The organism is Vibrio hepatarius (assembly GCF_001274785.1).
GTDB classification, from domain to species: domain Bacteria; phylum Pseudomonadota; class Gammaproteobacteria; order Enterobacterales; family Vibrionaceae; genus Vibrio; species Vibrio hepatarius.
In genome coordinates, this window is record NZ_LHPI01000011.1 from 20,757 (window position 1) to 36,281 (window position 15,525).

Genomic DNA, 15,525 nt, shown 5'->3' on the forward strand with positions numbered 1-15,525 from the left:
GTTAAGTCACTAATCCTTGAGTCGCCAACCAATCACTAAGCTGAGTAGTACCCAGATGTACAGCGGCCATGTCCCTAACTTGGTGTATGGGGTGAACCCTTGCGTTGGAACCACTTCTGCGCGCAGGACGCCCGTTTCAAATTGAGGGATTTGCGCGGTGATATTACCTTTGTGGTCAGTGACTGCAGTGACTCCGTTATTGGTTGAACGAATCACAGGCTTGCCTAACTCCAGCGCACGCATGCGCGCAATTTCCATATGTTGCAGCGGACCAATCGAGCGGCCAAACCAAGCGTCATTGGATAACGTCAAGATGAAGTCCGTGTCATCGGTGATGTTGCGGCGTACTTGCTCGTTGAAAATAATCTCATAACACAAGGCTGGCGCCATCTGCGTGCCATTCGCATCAATGTTCGGCTGGATAAATTCGCCACGGCTGAATGACGACATCGGCAGATTGAAGAATGGTGCGAGTGGGCGAAGAATGCTCTCGAACGGGACAAATTCGCCAAACGGCAACAAATGGTGCTTGTTGTAGCGTGCGTTCACATCGTAGTTATAGTCACCCAGTGATGTTTCACCAACAGTGAGAATACTGTTGTAGAACTGTTTGTTCTCCGCCTGATTCACCACGCCAGTAATGACGGCGCTGTTATTCATTTTCGCCGCAGAATCTAGGTTGTGTAAAAACGAAGCAATCTCGAATTCAAACGCAGGAATAGCCGCTTCCGGCCAAATGATGATATCGGCATCCCAATTTTCGCGCGTCAGGTCGGTGTATTTCATGATGGTTGGCCAGCGTTGGCTTGGCAACCATTTAAGTTCCTGTGCGATGTTACCCTGAATCAGCGCGACTTTAGACGCTTTCTCCGGCATTGGACTCACCCAGTTGGCCGCTTTTAGACCGTAACCTGCCGCAAGGATGACGGCCGGAATCAACAGATGAAGCCATTGTCGGTTCAGCGCCGCATAAGCAATGCTTGCGGCAGCTACAACAACCAACAGCGTTAATAACTCGACGCCACCAATCGGAGCAAAGTTGGCTAATGGGCTTTCTATTTGACTGTAACCGAGCCATAGCCACGGGAAGCCCGTCATCACCCAACCGCGTAACCAGTCGAAGACCAGCCACAGTGCTGGGGCTGCTAAGAAGAAACGAGTGCGGTTTGAGTTGGGGAAAAAACGATTTAAACACCAGCTAAATAGTGCAGGGTAGATGGCCAAATAACCAATCAACAGCGCCATCAAAAATAGACTGGCCGCTTTAGGCATGCCACCAAAGTGATCGATACTGATGTAAACCCAACTGATGCCAGTGGCAAACTGACCTAATCCCCAAGCGTAGCCGATACCAAGTGCACGTTTAGTGGATTGACCATGGAGTAAGATTAATAACAAGGCGGGGCTGATAAAAGCCAATGGCCAAAGTTGGTAAGGAGCGAATGCAAGTGTGGTGATAGCGCCAACAAAAACGGCCGCGAGCGGCCGTTTTAGGCGATGAAAAAAAGCGTTATTCATCGTTCTTAGTCTGAGTATCCCTAGAGTACACATCTAGGTGAGATTAGCGTTACTCTTCTGTTGTTTCCGGAAGAGACTCTTCATCGGGGATGGTCACTTGTATTTGCAACACACGGCGGTTATCCGCTGCGGTTACTTTAAAGCTATAGCCTTCGATCTCCACCACTTCACCGCGTGAAGGTAAGTGGCCGAAAGCAGTCATAACCATACCGCCAACCGTATCGACTTCATCATCACTGAAGGTAGTTTTGAAGTTGTCGTTGAATTCTTCGATAGTGGTTAGCGCTTTCACTGAGTAAGTGTGCTTGCTCAGTTTACGGATATCTAACTCTTCTTCATCGTCGAATTCGTCTTCAATTTCACCAACGATTTCTTCAAGGATGTCTTCGATAGTTACAAGGCCTGAAACGCCCCCGAACTCATCTACGACAATTGCCATGTGATAACGTTCCTCACGGAATTCTTTAAGTAGACGGTCAACACGTTTACTTTCAGGAACAACCACCGCAGGACGGATAACTTGCTCGATATCAAATGGCGCACAGTCTGAGCCTAAGTATTTAAGTAAGTCCTTCGCAAGCAGGATGCCTTCTACATGGTCTTTATCTTCACTGATAACCGGGTAGCGCGAGTGCGCTGCATCAGTGATGAGGTTAACCAAAGCGTCGAGATCGTCGCTACGGTCAACCGTAACCATTTGCGAGCGTGGGATCATGATGTCGCGCACTCGCATCTCAGCGATTTCCATTACACCTTCAAGCATGTCGCGGGTGTCATGGTCAATCAGGTCATTCTCTTCAGAATCGCGAATCACTTCTACAAGCTCTTGGCGATCTTTAGGTTCACCCTGGAAGATTTGACCTAGGCGGCCGAAGAAGGACTTTCTACTCGGACCTTCAGATTTTTCTTTCTTACCTTCTAGAGATGAGGTCGAATTGTCTTCGTTCATTGTTTCTCATTTAAGTAACGCTATCAGAAGTGTGATAGCACACGTAAGCTAATCAAGATGATGCGGACTAGCTTTGCTTTTCAGCAATATAGGGGTCTTCAAAACCCATAGATTGCATGATTTCTGTTTCGAGGGACTCCATTTCTTCTGCTTCGTCGTCCTCGATATGATCATAACCTAGCAGATGCAGACTACCATGTACAACCATATGCGCCCAATGTGCCATCAAAGGCTTGCCTTGTTCTTTGGCTTCGCGCTCAACCACTTGGCGACAAATGATCAAGTCACCCAGCAGGTCGATCTCTATGCCCGGAGGGGCTTCAAATGGAAAAGAGAGCACATTGGTCGGCTTATCTTTACCACGATATTCGTGGTTGAGTTGATGACTTTCTTCTTCATCAACGATACGAACCGTGACTTCGGCTTGAGGTTGAAACTTTTCAACGGCATTGCTTAGCCAACGTTGAACGTCTTCAAAGCTAGGCAGGCCATTTTCATCTTCGACAGCCAATTGTAGGTCGAGTTCGATACTCATGACTCTTTGCTCTCTTTTAATGCTGCTTGAGCGACCGCTTGAGCTTGGGCTTCGCGCTCTTCACGACGACGCTTTTCGTACTCTTTGCGCTCTTTCTGGTCTTGAGCTTCCCACTTCTCGTAGGCATTGACGATGCGAGCAACTACAGGGTGACGCACAACGTCGTCCGACTGGAAGAAGTTGAAGCTAATCTCGTCTACTTCGTTCAATACTTCGATCGCGTGACGTAAACCCGATTTCGCTCCACGTGGTAAGTCGATCTGGGTAACGTCACCCGTGATCACGGCACGTGAGTTAAAGCCAATACGCGTTAGGAACATTTTCATCTGTTCTACGGTGGTGTTTTGGCTTTCATCAAGGATGATAAACGCGTCATTCAGTGTACGACCACGCATGTACGCAAGCGGCGCTACTTCAATTACGTTGCGCTCGATAAGCTTTTCAACACGTTCAAAGCCTAGCATCTCAAATAATGCGTCGTACAGTGGACGAAGGTATGGGTCGACTTTCTGGCTCAAATCACCCGGTAGGAAGCCGAGTTTTTCACCCGCTTCAACCGCTGGACGAGTCAGCAAGATACGACGAATTTCTTGGCGCTCAAGAGCATCCACCGCCGCTGCAACCGCGAGGTAAGTTTTACCTGTACCCGCCGGGCCAATACCGAAAGAGATATCGTGTGTCACCATGTTGACCAAGTATTGAGCTTGGTTTGGTGTACGCGGCTTGATCACGCCTTTCTTTGTCTTAATAAAGACTTCTTTGCCGTGCTCGATATCCGATTCAGTGTTTTGTTCCAAAATGCCTGTTTCTTTGATGGCTAAATGGATTTCTTCTGGTTCGATATCAGGGATATTGCCACGCACTGGCGCAGTATTGACGTAAAGCGTCTTGATAATTTCGAGTGCTGCCGCAGAGGTGTGAGGTTTACCCACGATGGTAAAAAAGTTGCCACGGTAGCTGATTTCAACACCTAAACGGCGCTCTAAGTGTTTGATATTGTCGTCGAAAGGACCGCAAAGACTTGCCAAGCGGCGATTATCTGAAGGTTCTAGATCGATTTCTAGAGTTACAATTTTATTGCTCAAAGTTGCCTCTCATTTTTTGCCATCTTGTAGAAGCCCGATTTAGACCGGGCTTCTAATGGCTTTACATACCTTTTTCTAAGATGGTCACTTAGTCAGGTATTTTCAAGCTTTAAGGCGTAAACGTTGCTACACCCAGCTCATCTTCGCGTTTGGTCTTCGCCATCATTTGTGTTGGAGAAATGATAGTACGTAAGTCCATGTCTTTTTCGGTACGTACGATTTCACCACGTAGTGAGTTCGCAAATACGTCTGTGATCTTCACATCAACAAACTGACCAATCAGGTCTGCGCTACCTTCAAAGTTAACCACACGGTTATTCTCTGTACGAGCGCGAAGCTCCATTAGATTCTTTTTCGAAGGACCTTCAACCAGAACACGTTGCTCTGTACCTAGCATCAAGCGAGAGTAACGCATCGCTTGGCTATTGATGGTTTGTTGCAGCTCGTACAGACGCTCTTTCTTCACTTCTTCAGACAGGTCACAAGGATAGTCTGCCGCCGGTGTGCCCGGACGAGGAGAGAAGATGAAGCTGAAGCTCATATCAAAGTCTACGTCTTTGATTAGCTTCATTGTGTCTTGGAAATCTTTGTCTGTTTCACCTGGGAAACCCACGATAAAGTCTGAACTGATCTGAATGTCAGGGCGCGCTTTACGCAGTTTACGGATGATCGATTTGTATTCGATGCCTGTGTGTGGACGCTTCATCATCGTTAGGATGCGATCGCTACCGCTTTGCACTGGTAGGTGCAAGAAGCTCACTAGCTCAGGTGTATCTTCGTATACCGCGATGATATCGTCAGTGAACTCTAGCGGATGGCTAGTGGTGAAACGAATGCGGTCGATACCGTCGATAGACGCAACCAAACGAAGCAGGTCTGCAAACGAGCAGATCTCGCCGTCGTGCATAGGGCCACGGTACGCGTTTACGTTTTGACCAAGTAGGTTAACTTCACGTACACCTTGTTCAGCTAGCTGCGCGATTTCGAATAGTACGTCATCCATCGGACGGCTTACTTCTTCACCACGTGTGTATGGCACTACGCAGTAAGTACAGTATTTAGAGCAGCCTTCCATGATAGACACGAATGCTGTCGCGCCTTCAGCGCGTGGTTCTGGTAGGCGGTCGAATTTCTCGATCTCTGGGAAAGAGATATCCATTACTGGCGCGTCGTCTGTTTGAGATTGTTTAATCATCTCAGGTAGGCGGTGCAGTGTTTGTGGGCCAAAGATAACGTCAACGAACGGTGCGCGTTCGCGAATGTGATCACCTTCTTGTGTCGCCACACAGCCACCAACGCCAATCACGACGCCCGGTTTCTTGTCTTTTAGCGTTTTCCAACGACCTAGCTGGTGGAATACCTTCTCTTGTGCTTTTTCACGGATAGAACAGGTATTAAGTAGTAATACGTCTGCTTCTCCTGGTTCTTCTGTCAGCTCATAGCCGTTAGCCGCATTCAGTAGATCCGCCATTTTTGATGAATCGTATTCGTTCATCTGGCAGCCCCAGGTTTTAATTAGCAGTTTTTTACTCATGTTGTTCGCTCGATCGTTAGTTTAAATTAAGGGAGCAAATCGCCCAATGTTTCCAGAAAGTCACCGGTGTAATAGCAATAGTGGTGACCAAGTTTTAGCCGCCCTCTCGGCGGTAAGCGGCGTATTGTACTGCTTTCAAAACCAACTGACCAGTGTTGACACTGATTCTCTTAAAAGCCATGTTACACAAGGGATTTGCCCCGATGGCTGACAAGGTTTTTCGTTACATTTTGATAATGAAATCGTACAATGAAAAACAGCCAAATAATCAATACGATGAAGTACAAAATATGAGCAAGTATGATGTTGCAGTCATTGGTGGTGGCATGGTCGGTGCCGCTGTCGCGATTGGTTTTGCTAAGCAAGGAAGAAGTGTGTTGGTTGTTGAAGGGAAAGAGCCAGAAGCCTTTACACCTGAACAGCCGATGGATATCCGTGTCTCTGCAATCTCTGAGCACTCAGTGGAGATCCTCGAAAGCCTCGGTGCTTGGCAAGCAATATCAGACATGCGCGTGTGTCCATACCGTCGATTAGAAACTTGGGAGCACCCCGATTGCCGTACTCGTTTCCATTCAGATGAATTGAACATGGAGCGTTTGGGCTACATCGTAGAGAACCGTTTGATTCAATTAGGTTTGTGGGCTGAGTTTGAGAAGTATCCAAACCTTACACTGCGCTGCCCTGAGACGTTGCAACACATCGAGTTTTCTGCAGCACCACAAGTGACTTTGTCTTCCGGCGAGTGTTTTACGGCGGATCTTGTGGTTGGCGCAGATGGTGCAAACTCAAAAGTTCGCGCTTTGGCGGGTATCGGTATTACAGCGTGGGATTATCGTCAGCATTGCATGCTAATCAATGTTGAAACCGAACTTCCTCAGCAAGATATTACCTGGCAGCAGTTTAACCCAACCGGTCCTCGCTCGTTTTTGCCGCTGTGTGGTCATCAAGGTTCATTGGTGTGGTATGACTCCCCCAAACGCATTAAGCAGCTTTGTGGCATGTCTACCGAACAGCTCAGACAAGAAGTGCTGAGCCACTTCCCCGCAGAACTGGGTGACGTTAAAGTGCTTCAGTTCGGTTCTTTTCCATTAACGCGTCGCCACGCGCAATCCTACTATAAGCCAGGCTGTGTTTTAGTGGGCGATTCGGCGCATACAATCAATCCGCTTGCAGGGCAGGGCGTTAACTTGGGTTTCAAGGACGTGGAAGCGCTGTTAGAAGTGACAGAGGGGCAACAAACTCTGTCTATGGACGTACTTAAGCAGTATGAACGTAAACGCCGCCCAGATAACTTGTTGATGCAATCGGGGATGGATTTCTTCTACAAGAGCTTTAGCAACGAGCTAGCGCCGCTTAAGTTTGTGCGCAACGCTGCGCTGAAAGTGGCAGAAAAATCTGGGCCTATTAAAGCGCAAGTATTGAAATACGCACTTGGCTTAAAGTGATTCTTAAATCAATAGATACAAAAAAGCGCAGCTTGAGGCCGCGCTTTTTTTCGTTTGGCTAAGTAGAGATTACTTAGTTACACGTAGTACTGGTGTTTCACCAACAGTTACTGTACCAGAAAGCTTGTTCAGCTCTTTGATTTCGTCCATGTTAGAGATTACAACTGGAGTAAGAGTTGACTTAGCTTTTTCTTCTAGAAGAGCTAGGTCGAATTCGATGATAGTGTCACCAGCTTTAACAGATTGACCTTCTTCAGCGATGCGCTTGAAGCCTTCGCCTTTAAGTTCAACTGTATCGATACCGAAGTGAACGAATAGCTCAACGCCGTCATCAGATTCGATAGAGAATGCGTGGTTAGTCTCGAAAATCTTACCGATAGTACCGTTTACAGGAGCTACCATTTTGTCGCCTGCTGGCTTGATAGCAATACCGTCACCAACGATTTTCTCTGCGAAAACAACGTCTGGCACATCTTCGATATTTACGATTTCACCTGATAGAGGTGCGATGATCTCGATTGCACCAGCATCAGCGCTGTCATCAGATACAAGCTTCTTAAGTTTATCAAACAGACCCATTGTGTCATGCTCCTAACGTTTTTATGTAATTCTGTCGAATTATAGTATACCAATCTTAGAAGATAGACGACTATTTTTGCCGTCTATCTTATTGGAATTAGCTGATTATTGAGATTTCTCTGCGATGAATTTTTCAACAACAGCTTCGATTTCAGCTGCAGTTGGAAGCGATAACGCTTCTTCTGCCATCGCTTTCACTTCTGCGAAGTTAGAGTTACGGATCACTTTCTTCACTGCAGGGATAGAGATGCCGCTCATTGAGAACTCATCTAAGCCCATACCAAGAAGAAGAAGTGTTGCGCGCTCGTCACCTGCTAGCTCACCACACATACCCGTCCACTTGCCTTCTGCGTGAGACGCGTCGATAACCTGCTTGATTACCGTTAGAACTGCTGGTGATAGTGGGTTGTACAAGTGAGAGATCATCTCGTTACCACGGTCAACCGCTAGCGTGTACTGAGTTAGATCGTTTGTACCGATTGAGAAGAAAGCCACTTCTTTTGCTAGGTGGTGTGCGATAGCTGCTGCAGCTGGCGTTTCAACCATGACACCGATTTCGATGTTTTCGTCAAACGCGTGGCCTTCTGCGCGTAGCTCTTCTTTGTACTCTTCGATCGCTTTCTTCAGTTCACGAATTTCTTCAACAGAAATGATCATTGGGAACATGATACGTAGCTTACCGTGTGCAGATGCACGTAGGATGCCGCGTAGCTGGTCACGTAGGATTTCGCGACGGTCTAAGCTGATACGTACTGCACGCCAGCCTAGGAATGGGTTCATCTCTTGAGGAAGATCCATGTATGGTAGATCTTTGTCACCACCGATATCCATAGTACGGATAATCACAGCTTGACCATTCATTGCTTCCGCAACTTCTTTGTACGCTTGGTACTGTTCGTCTTCTGTTGGTAGTGCAGAACGGTCCATGAATAGGAATTCAGTACGGTACAGACCAACGCCTTCACCGCCGTTGCGGATGATGCCGTCACAGTCTTTTACAGTACCGATGTTGCCGCATACTTCTACGCGGTGACCGTCAGTTGTTTCTGCGTGCAGGTCTTTCAGTTTTGCTAGCTCTTCTTTTTCAGCGAGGAATGCAGCTTTTACTGCTTTCGCTTCTTCGACTTCAGCCTCTGAAGGGTTGATAACGATTTTGTTGTTCATCGCATCAAGAATCAGCATGTCGCCATTCTTAACTTTCTTCGTGATGTCGTTGGTACCAACGATAGCTGGAAGTTCTAGTGAACGAGCCATGATTGAAGTGTGCGAAGTACGACCACCGATATCACACGCAAAACCAAGCACGTAGTCTAGGTTGATTTGCGCAGTTTCTGATGGAGTTAGATCGTAAGCAACCAAGATAACTTCGTCTTCAATATCGCTTAGAGAAACGATGTTGATACCAAGTGCGTTTTTAACGAAACGTGTGCCGATGTCACGGATGTCCGTTGCACGCTCTTTTAGGTATTCATCGTCTAGAGATTCAAGTGCAGATGCTTGCTCTTCGATAACAGTGTGGATTGCGTTATCAGCGTGCATCTTGTCGTTTTTGATAAGTGCTAGTATTTCTTCCTCTAGCTCTTCATCTTCAAGAAGCATGATGTGACCTTCAAAGATCGCTTCTTTCTCTTCACCGAAGGTTTCAAGTGCTTTTTGCTTGATTGTTTCTAGCTGAGCTGAAGATTTGTCGCGTGCTTCAAAGAAACGTGCAACTTCTGCTTCTACTTGATCGTCTGAAATAGTGTTTGTGTTTAGGACAATTTCATCTTCTTGAAGTAGTAGTGCTTTACCAATAGCAATACCAGGAGATGCTAGGATGCCTGAAATCATAGCGTTACCTTAAGTTGGTCAACTTTTAAAACGGGAGAATAATGAGTGCACTAACGATAATTAGTAGCTTATATATCGCTCTATTTCCAATAAAGCCATTTTGCTTTCACAAAATGGCTTTAAGAAATAGGAGACCGGATTAGTGTAGTTGATCCATTAGGGCAACTAGGTGGTCTACAGCTTGCTGAGCTTGTGGGCCCTCAGCTGAGATAGAAACTACTGTACCTTTTACTAGGCCAAGAGTTTGTAGTTTGAATAGGCTCTTAGCGCTAGCGCTTTTACCGTTAGAAGTCACAGTGATGTCCGCGTCAAATGCTTTCGCTTCTTTTACGAACTGAGCAGCTGGACGAGTGTGAAGGCCGTTTTCTGCAGTGATTTCTACTTGCTTCTCGTACATGTTATATACCCCAATTGATTTATTTTTTGATAGTTTCTTTGCCAGCACCAGCTTAGCTTGTCTCGGTCCATTCTACTACTTGATGAACGTCCGGTACGTGTCATAAGTGATACCGCTTGCAAAATTTTCACTTTTGATTCCAATCTTTGCTGGATCTCATAGTGTCATAATTTCTTAACTTAGCTCTTTTATTTTGAAGCTAGAAATAAAACTGTCCTGATATTACCAAAGGTGAGGTAAGGATCAACAAAAAAGCCCCTAAAAGGGGCTTTTTTAGACGAAAAATTGATTTCGCTACATGTTATTGCTGGTTCTCTTTTTCCGTAAAGATGCCGGCAAACAGTGCGGTGCTTAGGTAACGCTCGCCTGAACTTGGCAGTACTGTGACGATAGTTTTTCCTTCAAATTCAGGTAGTTCCGCTAGGCGGTTCGCTGCAACAACTGCTGCTCCAGAAGAGATACCGGCAAGGATACCTTCCTCTTCCATCAGGCGACGAGCCATTTCAATCGCTTCTTCAGAAGTGACTGTCTCAACGCGGTCAAGAAGCTCTAAATCTAGGTTGCCAGGGATAAAACCTGCGCCGATACCTTGAATTTTGTGTGGTGCTGGTTGAATTTCTTCACCTGCTAGCGCTTGAGTGATTACTGGTGATTCTGCTGGCTCAACAGCGACAGAGATAATGTTCTTGCCTTTTTCACCCTTGATGAAGCGGCTAGTACCTGTGATTGTACCACCTGTACCTACGCCAGCGACGAACACATCAACTTCGCCGTCAGTTGCTTCCCAGATTTCTGGACCAGTGGTCTTTTCGTGGATTTCTGGGTTTGCTGGGTTGTTGAATTGCTGAAGAAGTAGGTACTTGTCAGGGTTGCTAGCAACGATTTCTTCTGCTTTAGCAATTGCACCTTTCATACCTTTAGCGGCTTCAGTTAGTTCTAGGTTCGCACCAAGCGCTTTAAGTAGCTTGCGACGCTCAAGGCTCATTGATTCAGGCATAGTCAGAGTCAGCTTGTAACCACGAGCAGCAGCTACGAATGCGAGTGCAATACCAGTGTTACCACTTGTTGGCTCGACTAGCTCAACACCTGGTTTTAGCTGACCTTGCTTCTCCGCTTCCCAGATCATGTTTGCACCGATACGGCACTTAACGCTGAAGCTTGGGTTACGTGCTTCGATTTTTGCTAGCACTTTACCTTTACTTACTTTGTTTAGGCGAACTAGGGGAGTGTTACCAATGGTCAGTGAATTGTCTTCGTAGATTTTGCTCATGGCGTGATCCTTCATCTCATTCATTCACTTCGAGAGCATAGTGCGCTCAAAGTTATTACTGTTCAGTTTATATTTGACTGTGTAGAGAGTAGGACAGCTGAAAAAACTAGAAAAGGATTAAAAAGTTATATGATATGAAAGAGCTATGAAGAATATAAATAGAGAGGGGTAAGTCACATCGCTTACCCCTGATTTCAATGCAGGTGTTGGGTCTATTTCTTAAACTCGTGTACCCACATGGCCGTCGCGCCGCATACTGCAACAGGCATAACAATAAGGTTAAGTACCGGAATAGTGGTAAAAAACGCGACCAGCGAGCCAAAGCCATACGCTTTGCCCTGTTTTTGTTTCAAATTGTAACGCATGTCATTGAAGTGGATTTTGTGGTTATCGAACGGATAATCACAATATTGGATAGCCAGCATCCAAGCGGTGAAGATAAACCACAATACAGGGCCGACTGTTTGTCCAAGTCCCGGGATCAGTAACAACAGAAAAAGACCAATCGCTTTTGGTAACAAGTACACCAGTTTACGCCATTCGCGGGCAAGAACGCGTGGAACATCTTTGACCACAGCCAGCATGCCATCTTCATTGACCTTCTGATTGGTTAAGTGCTCTTCCACTTTTTCAGCGAGTAGCCCATTGAAAGGTGCGGCAATGAAGTTTGCCAGTGTGCTGAAAAAGTAGGAGAAAGTTGCCAAGATAGTGAGTACCAATAGCGGCCATAAGATATAACTTAGCCAAGATAAGAATTCTGGTAACTGTCCCATCAATTGCCCAATCCAAGTATCTAGATGGGAAAAAAGATAAAACAGCGCCCCACCGACTAAAATCACGTTAGTAAGTAGAGGAAGAAGAACGAAGCGACGAATCCCTGGTGTCAGTGCCAGTTCTAGACCGTAAGCAAAATAACCGAAACCCGAGCGTTGACGTGTTGATACATGCATATTTTTAAGTCATCTAGTGGTTTAAAAACGAACTCCCACTATCTTAACAAGAAAAAAGCGTGTTCAAAATCACAACATTATAGGAACTTCTAACATTAAGTTGTTCTAAAACAGGGTGGAGTTTTGGTAGAGTTACTGATAGTTAGGTTTAACCAGATTCGATGCATACGTAACGTTCGTATGATTTATTGAGTAATTGAGAGTAAAAAATGCAGGAACTGCGATTCGTACTCATAATTGTCGGAGCCTTAGCGATCGCCGCTTTGTTGTTCCACGGTTTATGGACAAGCAAAAAAGAAGGCGCGGCTAAGTTTGGTAACAAACCGCTTCGAAAATTAGATGTCGATAATGAAGACGAGTCAGAGTCGGTGGCAGAACGTTCATTTGCGCCGGATGACGACTTTGAAATTATTCGTAAAGAACGCAAAGAGCCGGACTTTGTTACTGAAACCGTAACGGCAGACCCGTTGATTGACGGTTACTCAGAGCCAGAACCAGAACAAACGGTTGAACCTGAAGAAAAAATTGTTGAAGAGGTCGAGTTAGACGTGCCTTCTATTTCAACTAAGTCATTTGATGAAGTTGAAGAGGAGCGACTTGAGCCTGTTGTTGAAGAACCATTGGTAGAAGAAGACGAAGTGGTCACGGCGGCGAAAAGCGAACCTAAGTCAGAGCCTGAGATGCAGGTTATTGTCTTAAACGTACATTGTGCAGGGGAAGAACCATTTGTCGGCACTAAGTTGTTCGACAGCATGCAACAGAATGGCTTGCTCTACGGAGACATGGACATCTTCCATCGTCACGCCGATCTCTCAGGCACCGGTAAAGTGTTATTCAGTGTGGCGAATATGATGCAGCCGGGGACATTAAAACATGATGATCCTGCCGAATTTACCACCAAAGGCATTTCATTCTTTATGACATTGCCGTGTTTTGGCGACCCTGAGCATAACTTCAAGCTGATGCTTAAGACCGCACAACTGATTGCGGATGATATGGGGGCTAATGTGTTAGATGATGCTCGCAATCTGATGACACCAAACCGCATCGATGGCTACAAAGCGCAAATTCAGGCATTTAAAGCGGCTAGCGCTTAAATAATCTGAACATTTTTCTAAGGGCTCCCAAGTGGAGCCTTTTCTTTTTACGAACACTCGTTTTCAATCGCTTCTCTATTGCCAAGCGAGAAAGGCGTGTTCATACTCCTTTGCAAGTCTTGCTCAGTCACTGTCTATAGCGGCTGGGTTTAAAATAGTTACATACCAGAGTCAGTTATGTCGCAAGAGATTCAAGAACAGCTTAATCAGTTACGTGAGACGCTCCATTACCACGGAGTTAAATATTACGTTGAAGATAATCCAGAAATCCCAGATGCAGAATACGATCGTTTGATGCGCGAGCTCATCGACTTGGAAGCACAACACCCTGATTTAGTCACATTGGATTCACCAAGCCAAAGGGTTGGTGGTGCTCCATTGTCTGCATTTGAATCTGTGGCACACGAAATTCCAATGTTATCGCTGGACAATGCTTTTGATGACAGCGAGCTCAACTCTTTCCATAAACGTATGCGCGACCGTGCCCCAACAGGTGCGTTTGATGTGTTTTGCTGCGAACCTAAACTCGATGGTCTCGCGGTGAGCTTGTTGTATGAAAATGGTGTGCTGGTTCAGGCTGCAACTCGTGGCGATGGCACTACGGGTGAAAACATTACCGACAACGTCCGAACCATCAAAGCGATTCCACTGAAGTTACGAGGTGAAGGCTGGCCACAAAGAATTGAAGTGCGTGGTGAAGTGTTCATGCCTAAAGCTGGTTTTGAAAAACTAAACGAACTGGCGTTAAAGAAAGGCGAAAAAGTATTTGTGAACCCTCGCAACGCCGCGGCGGGTAGTTTGCGTCAGTTGGATTCCAAAATTACCGCGACGCGACCACTAAGCTTCTACGCGTACAGCGTTGGTGTTGTGGAAGGTGCAACGCTATCTGAAAGTCATTATGAACGCTTTTTACAACTAAAAGGTTGGGGCATGCCAATGTGTCCGGAGACACGTCGTGTGGCCAATCTTGATGAAGTTAAAGCCTACTACCAAGATATCTTGCAACGTCGTGACGAACTGCCTTACGAGATTGATGGTGTGGTCATCAAAGTGGATGACATCAAACTTCAAGAGCAGCTTGGCTTTGTCGCGAGAGCACCGCGTTGGGCGATTGCTTATAAGTTCCCCGCGCAAGAGGAAATCACTACGCTCAATGACGTAGAGTTCCAAGTGGGTCGCACCGGTGCCATTACACCTGTGGCGAAGTTAGAGCCTGTTTTTGTTGGTGGAGTGACGGTAAGTAACGCCACACTACACAACGCAGATGAGATCGAGCGTTTAGGGGTAAAAATCGGCGACTGCGTGATGATCCGCCGTGCGGGTGACGTTATTCCTCAAGTGGTCTCCGTGGTGCAAGATCGTCGTCCTGCTGACGCACGAGATATTGTCTTCCCAACACATTGCCCAGTCTGCCACTCTGATGTCGAAAGAGTTGAGGGGGAAGCCGTTGCACGCTGTACGGGTGGTTTAGTGTGCCAAGCGCAGCGTAAAGAAGCGCTTAAACATTTCGTTTCTCGTAAAGCGTTAGATGTTGATGGCCTTGGCGTAAAAGTGATTGAGCAGTTAGTAGACCGTGAGATGGTTGAAACGCCCGCTGACTTATTCAAACTGTCAGCTGGTGTGATTACGGTACTGGACCGTATGGGACCAAAGTCTGCACAAAACGTTGTCGATGCATTGGTCAAGGCGAAACAAACTACGCTACCCCGCTTTTTATACGCCCTGGGTATTCGAGAAGTCGGTGAAGCCACTGCGGCTAACTTAGCGCTACATTTCAAAACACTCGAAGCTGTGCAAAGTGCAACTCATGAACAATTAGTCGAGGTGCAAGATATCGGTGCTATTGTGGCCAGTCATATCACGGCGTTTTTCGCTCAAGAACGTAATCAGCGGGTGATTGATGATCTTATCGCGCAAGGTGTTCACTGGGCTGAGGTTGAAGATAAAGCCCCCGATGCCCCACAACCTTTATTGGGTAAAACGGTCGTTTTGACTGGCACGTTATCCCAACTGTCGCGTAGTGATGCTAAAGCTGCACTACAAAACCTAGGGGCGAAAGTGACAGGTAGTGTGTCAAAAAATACCGATATCCTGTTTGCTGGTGAAAATGCAGGTTCAAAACTCGCTAAAGCTCAAGAATTAGGGGTAGAAATTAAGTCTGAACAGGACCTGATTGCATTAATTTAAATCAACTAAAATGCTTAAAAAGTCACCGTTTGGTGGCTTTTTTTTGTCCCGAAATAACATCTTGATAATGGAGTTGTAGCGCAGAAAAATACGTCAGTGATCGTGTTCAAATTCCCATTAATCAACACTTAATCTTATAAACGATGCGA

General features: G+C 46.2%; 13 protein-coding genes. 3 read left to right on the forward strand and 10 right to left on the reverse strand.

From position 1 onward, the window contains the following. Positions 1–9: 9 nt before the first annotated feature. The 5 genes from lnt to miaB form a co-directional block, all read right to left on the reverse strand. Positions 10–1,518 (reverse strand): apolipoprotein N-acyltransferase, encoded by a 1,509-nt coding sequence (lnt, locus tag AKJ31_RS12335; protein ID WP_053409408.1) that lies wholly within the window; start codon positions 1,516–1,518, stop codon positions 10–12. A gap of 49 nt (positions 1,519–1,567) precedes the next feature. Further along, on the reverse strand, positions 1,568–2,467 hold the full coding sequence (gene corC, locus AKJ31_RS12340; protein WP_053409409.1) for a CNNM family magnesium/cobalt transport protein CorC: 900 nt from the start codon (positions 2,465–2,467) through the stop codon (positions 1,568–1,570). Positions 2,468–2,534: 67 nt separating this feature from the next. Beyond that, positions 2,535–3,002 carry an rRNA maturation RNase YbeY gene (ybeY, locus tag AKJ31_RS12345; RefSeq protein ID WP_053409410.1) on the reverse strand — a complete coding sequence of 156 codons (468 nt, stop codon included), beginning with the start codon at positions 3,000–3,002 and terminating at the stop codon, positions 2,535–2,537. Next, the gene (locus tag AKJ31_RS12350) at positions 2,999–4,087 is read right to left on the reverse strand and encodes a PhoH family protein (RefSeq protein WP_053409411.1); all 1,089 of its coding nucleotides are present in this window, start codon (positions 4,085–4,087) and stop codon (positions 2,999–3,001) included. Before AKJ31_RS12350 ends, ybeY begins: the two co-directional genes overlap by 4 nt. Positions 4,088–4,196: 109 nt before the next feature. After that, entirely contained in the window at positions 4,197–5,621 is a 1,425-nt protein-coding gene (gene miaB, locus AKJ31_RS12355; RefSeq protein ID WP_053409412.1) for a tRNA (N6-isopentenyl adenosine(37)-C2)-methylthiotransferase MiaB, read from the reverse strand. 290 nt (positions 5,622–5,911) lie between these two features. Here miaB and AKJ31_RS12360 point away from each other — a divergent pair, with 290 nt between their 5' ends. Continuing rightward, positions 5,912–7,066, forward strand: a complete 1,155-nt coding sequence (locus AKJ31_RS12360) for a 2-octaprenyl-3-methyl-6-methoxy-1,4-benzoquinol hydroxylase (RefSeq protein WP_053409468.1) — start codon at positions 5,912–5,914, stop codon at positions 7,064–7,066. Between the two features lie 69 nt (positions 7,067–7,135). Here AKJ31_RS12360 and crr read toward each other — a convergent pair whose 3' ends face one another. The 5 genes from crr to cysZ form a co-directional block, all read right to left on the reverse strand. Continuing rightward, positions 7,136–7,645 carry a PTS glucose transporter subunit IIA gene (gene crr, locus AKJ31_RS12365; protein WP_053409413.1) on the reverse strand — a complete coding sequence of 170 codons (510 nt, stop codon included), beginning with the start codon at positions 7,643–7,645 and terminating at the stop codon, positions 7,136–7,138. Positions 7,646–7,750: 105 nt separating this feature from the next. Further along, complete coding sequence (gene ptsI / locus AKJ31_RS12370; protein WP_053409414.1) at positions 7,751–9,475, reverse strand: phosphoenolpyruvate-protein phosphotransferase PtsI; 1,725 nt, start codon at positions 9,473–9,475, stop codon at positions 7,751–7,753. Positions 9,476–9,614: 139 nt separating this feature from the next. Next, positions 9,615–9,872, reverse strand: a complete 258-nt coding sequence (locus tag AKJ31_RS12375; RefSeq protein ID WP_004415108.1) for an HPr family phosphocarrier protein — start codon at positions 9,870–9,872, stop codon at positions 9,615–9,617. Between the two features lie 301 nt (positions 9,873–10,173). Next, positions 10,174–11,142 carry a cysteine synthase A gene (gene cysK, locus AKJ31_RS12380; protein ID WP_053409415.1) on the reverse strand — a complete coding sequence of 323 codons (969 nt, stop codon included), beginning with the start codon at positions 11,140–11,142 and terminating at the stop codon, positions 10,174–10,176. Positions 11,143–11,354: 212 nt separating this feature from the next. Next, positions 11,355–12,092, reverse strand: coding sequence for a sulfate transporter CysZ (gene cysZ, locus AKJ31_RS12385; RefSeq protein WP_053409416.1), 738 nt, complete (start codon positions 12,090–12,092; stop codon positions 11,355–11,357). A gap of 209 nt (positions 12,093–12,301) precedes the next feature. On the opposite strand from cysZ, the gene zipA reads away from it, so the two are divergent. Together zipA and ligA are read left to right on the forward strand one after the other, a co-directional pair. Continuing rightward, positions 12,302–13,189: a cell division protein ZipA gene (zipA, locus tag AKJ31_RS12390; RefSeq protein WP_053409417.1), complete on the forward strand. Its 888-nt coding sequence runs from the start codon at positions 12,302–12,304 to the stop codon at positions 13,187–13,189. A 177-nt stretch (positions 13,190–13,366) separates the two neighbouring features. Beyond that, entirely contained in the window at positions 13,367–15,376 is a 2,010-nt protein-coding gene (gene ligA / locus AKJ31_RS12395; RefSeq protein ID WP_053409418.1) for an NAD-dependent DNA ligase LigA, read from the forward strand. Positions 15,377–15,525: the final 149 nt, after the last annotated feature.

Excerpts from the sequence above, each read along its gene's own strand:
- lnt (WP_053409408.1), bottom strand. The coding sequence starts at position 1,518 with ATGAATAACGCTTTTTTTCATCGCCTAAAACGGCCGCTCGCGGCCGTT.
- corC (WP_053409409.1), bottom strand. The coding sequence starts at position 2,467 with ATGAACGAAGACAATTCGACCTCATCTCTAGAAGGTAAGAAAGAAAAA.
- ybeY (WP_053409410.1), bottom strand. The coding sequence starts at position 3,002 with ATGAGTATCGAACTCGACCTACAATTGGCTGTCGAAGATGAAAATGGC.
- miaB (WP_053409412.1), bottom strand. The coding sequence starts at position 5,621 with ATGAGTAAAAAACTGCTAATTAAAACCTGGGGCTGCCAGATGAACGAA.
- AKJ31_RS12360 (WP_053409468.1), top strand. The coding sequence starts at position 5,912 with ATGAGCAAGTATGATGTTGCAGTCATTGGTGGTGGCATGGTCGGTGCC.
- crr (WP_053409413.1), bottom strand. The coding sequence starts at position 7,645 with ATGGGTCTGTTTGATAAACTTAAGAAGCTTGTATCTGATGACAGCGCT.
- ptsI (WP_053409414.1), bottom strand. The coding sequence starts at position 9,475 with ATGATTTCAGGCATCCTAGCATCTCCTGGTATTGCTATTGGTAAAGCA.
- AKJ31_RS12375 (WP_004415108.1), bottom strand. The coding sequence starts at position 9,872 with ATGTACGAGAAGCAAGTAGAAATCACTGCAGAAAACGGCCTTCACACT.
- cysK (WP_053409415.1), bottom strand. The coding sequence starts at position 11,142 with ATGAGCAAAATCTACGAAGACAATTCACTGACCATTGGTAACACTCCC.
- cysZ (WP_053409416.1), bottom strand. The coding sequence starts at position 12,092 with ATGCATGTATCAACACGTCAACGCTCGGGTTTCGGTTATTTTGCTTAC.
- zipA (WP_053409417.1), top strand. The coding sequence starts at position 12,302 with ATGCAGGAACTGCGATTCGTACTCATAATTGTCGGAGCCTTAGCGATC.
- ligA (WP_053409418.1), top strand. The coding sequence starts at position 13,367 with ATGTCGCAAGAGATTCAAGAACAGCTTAATCAGTTACGTGAGACGCTC.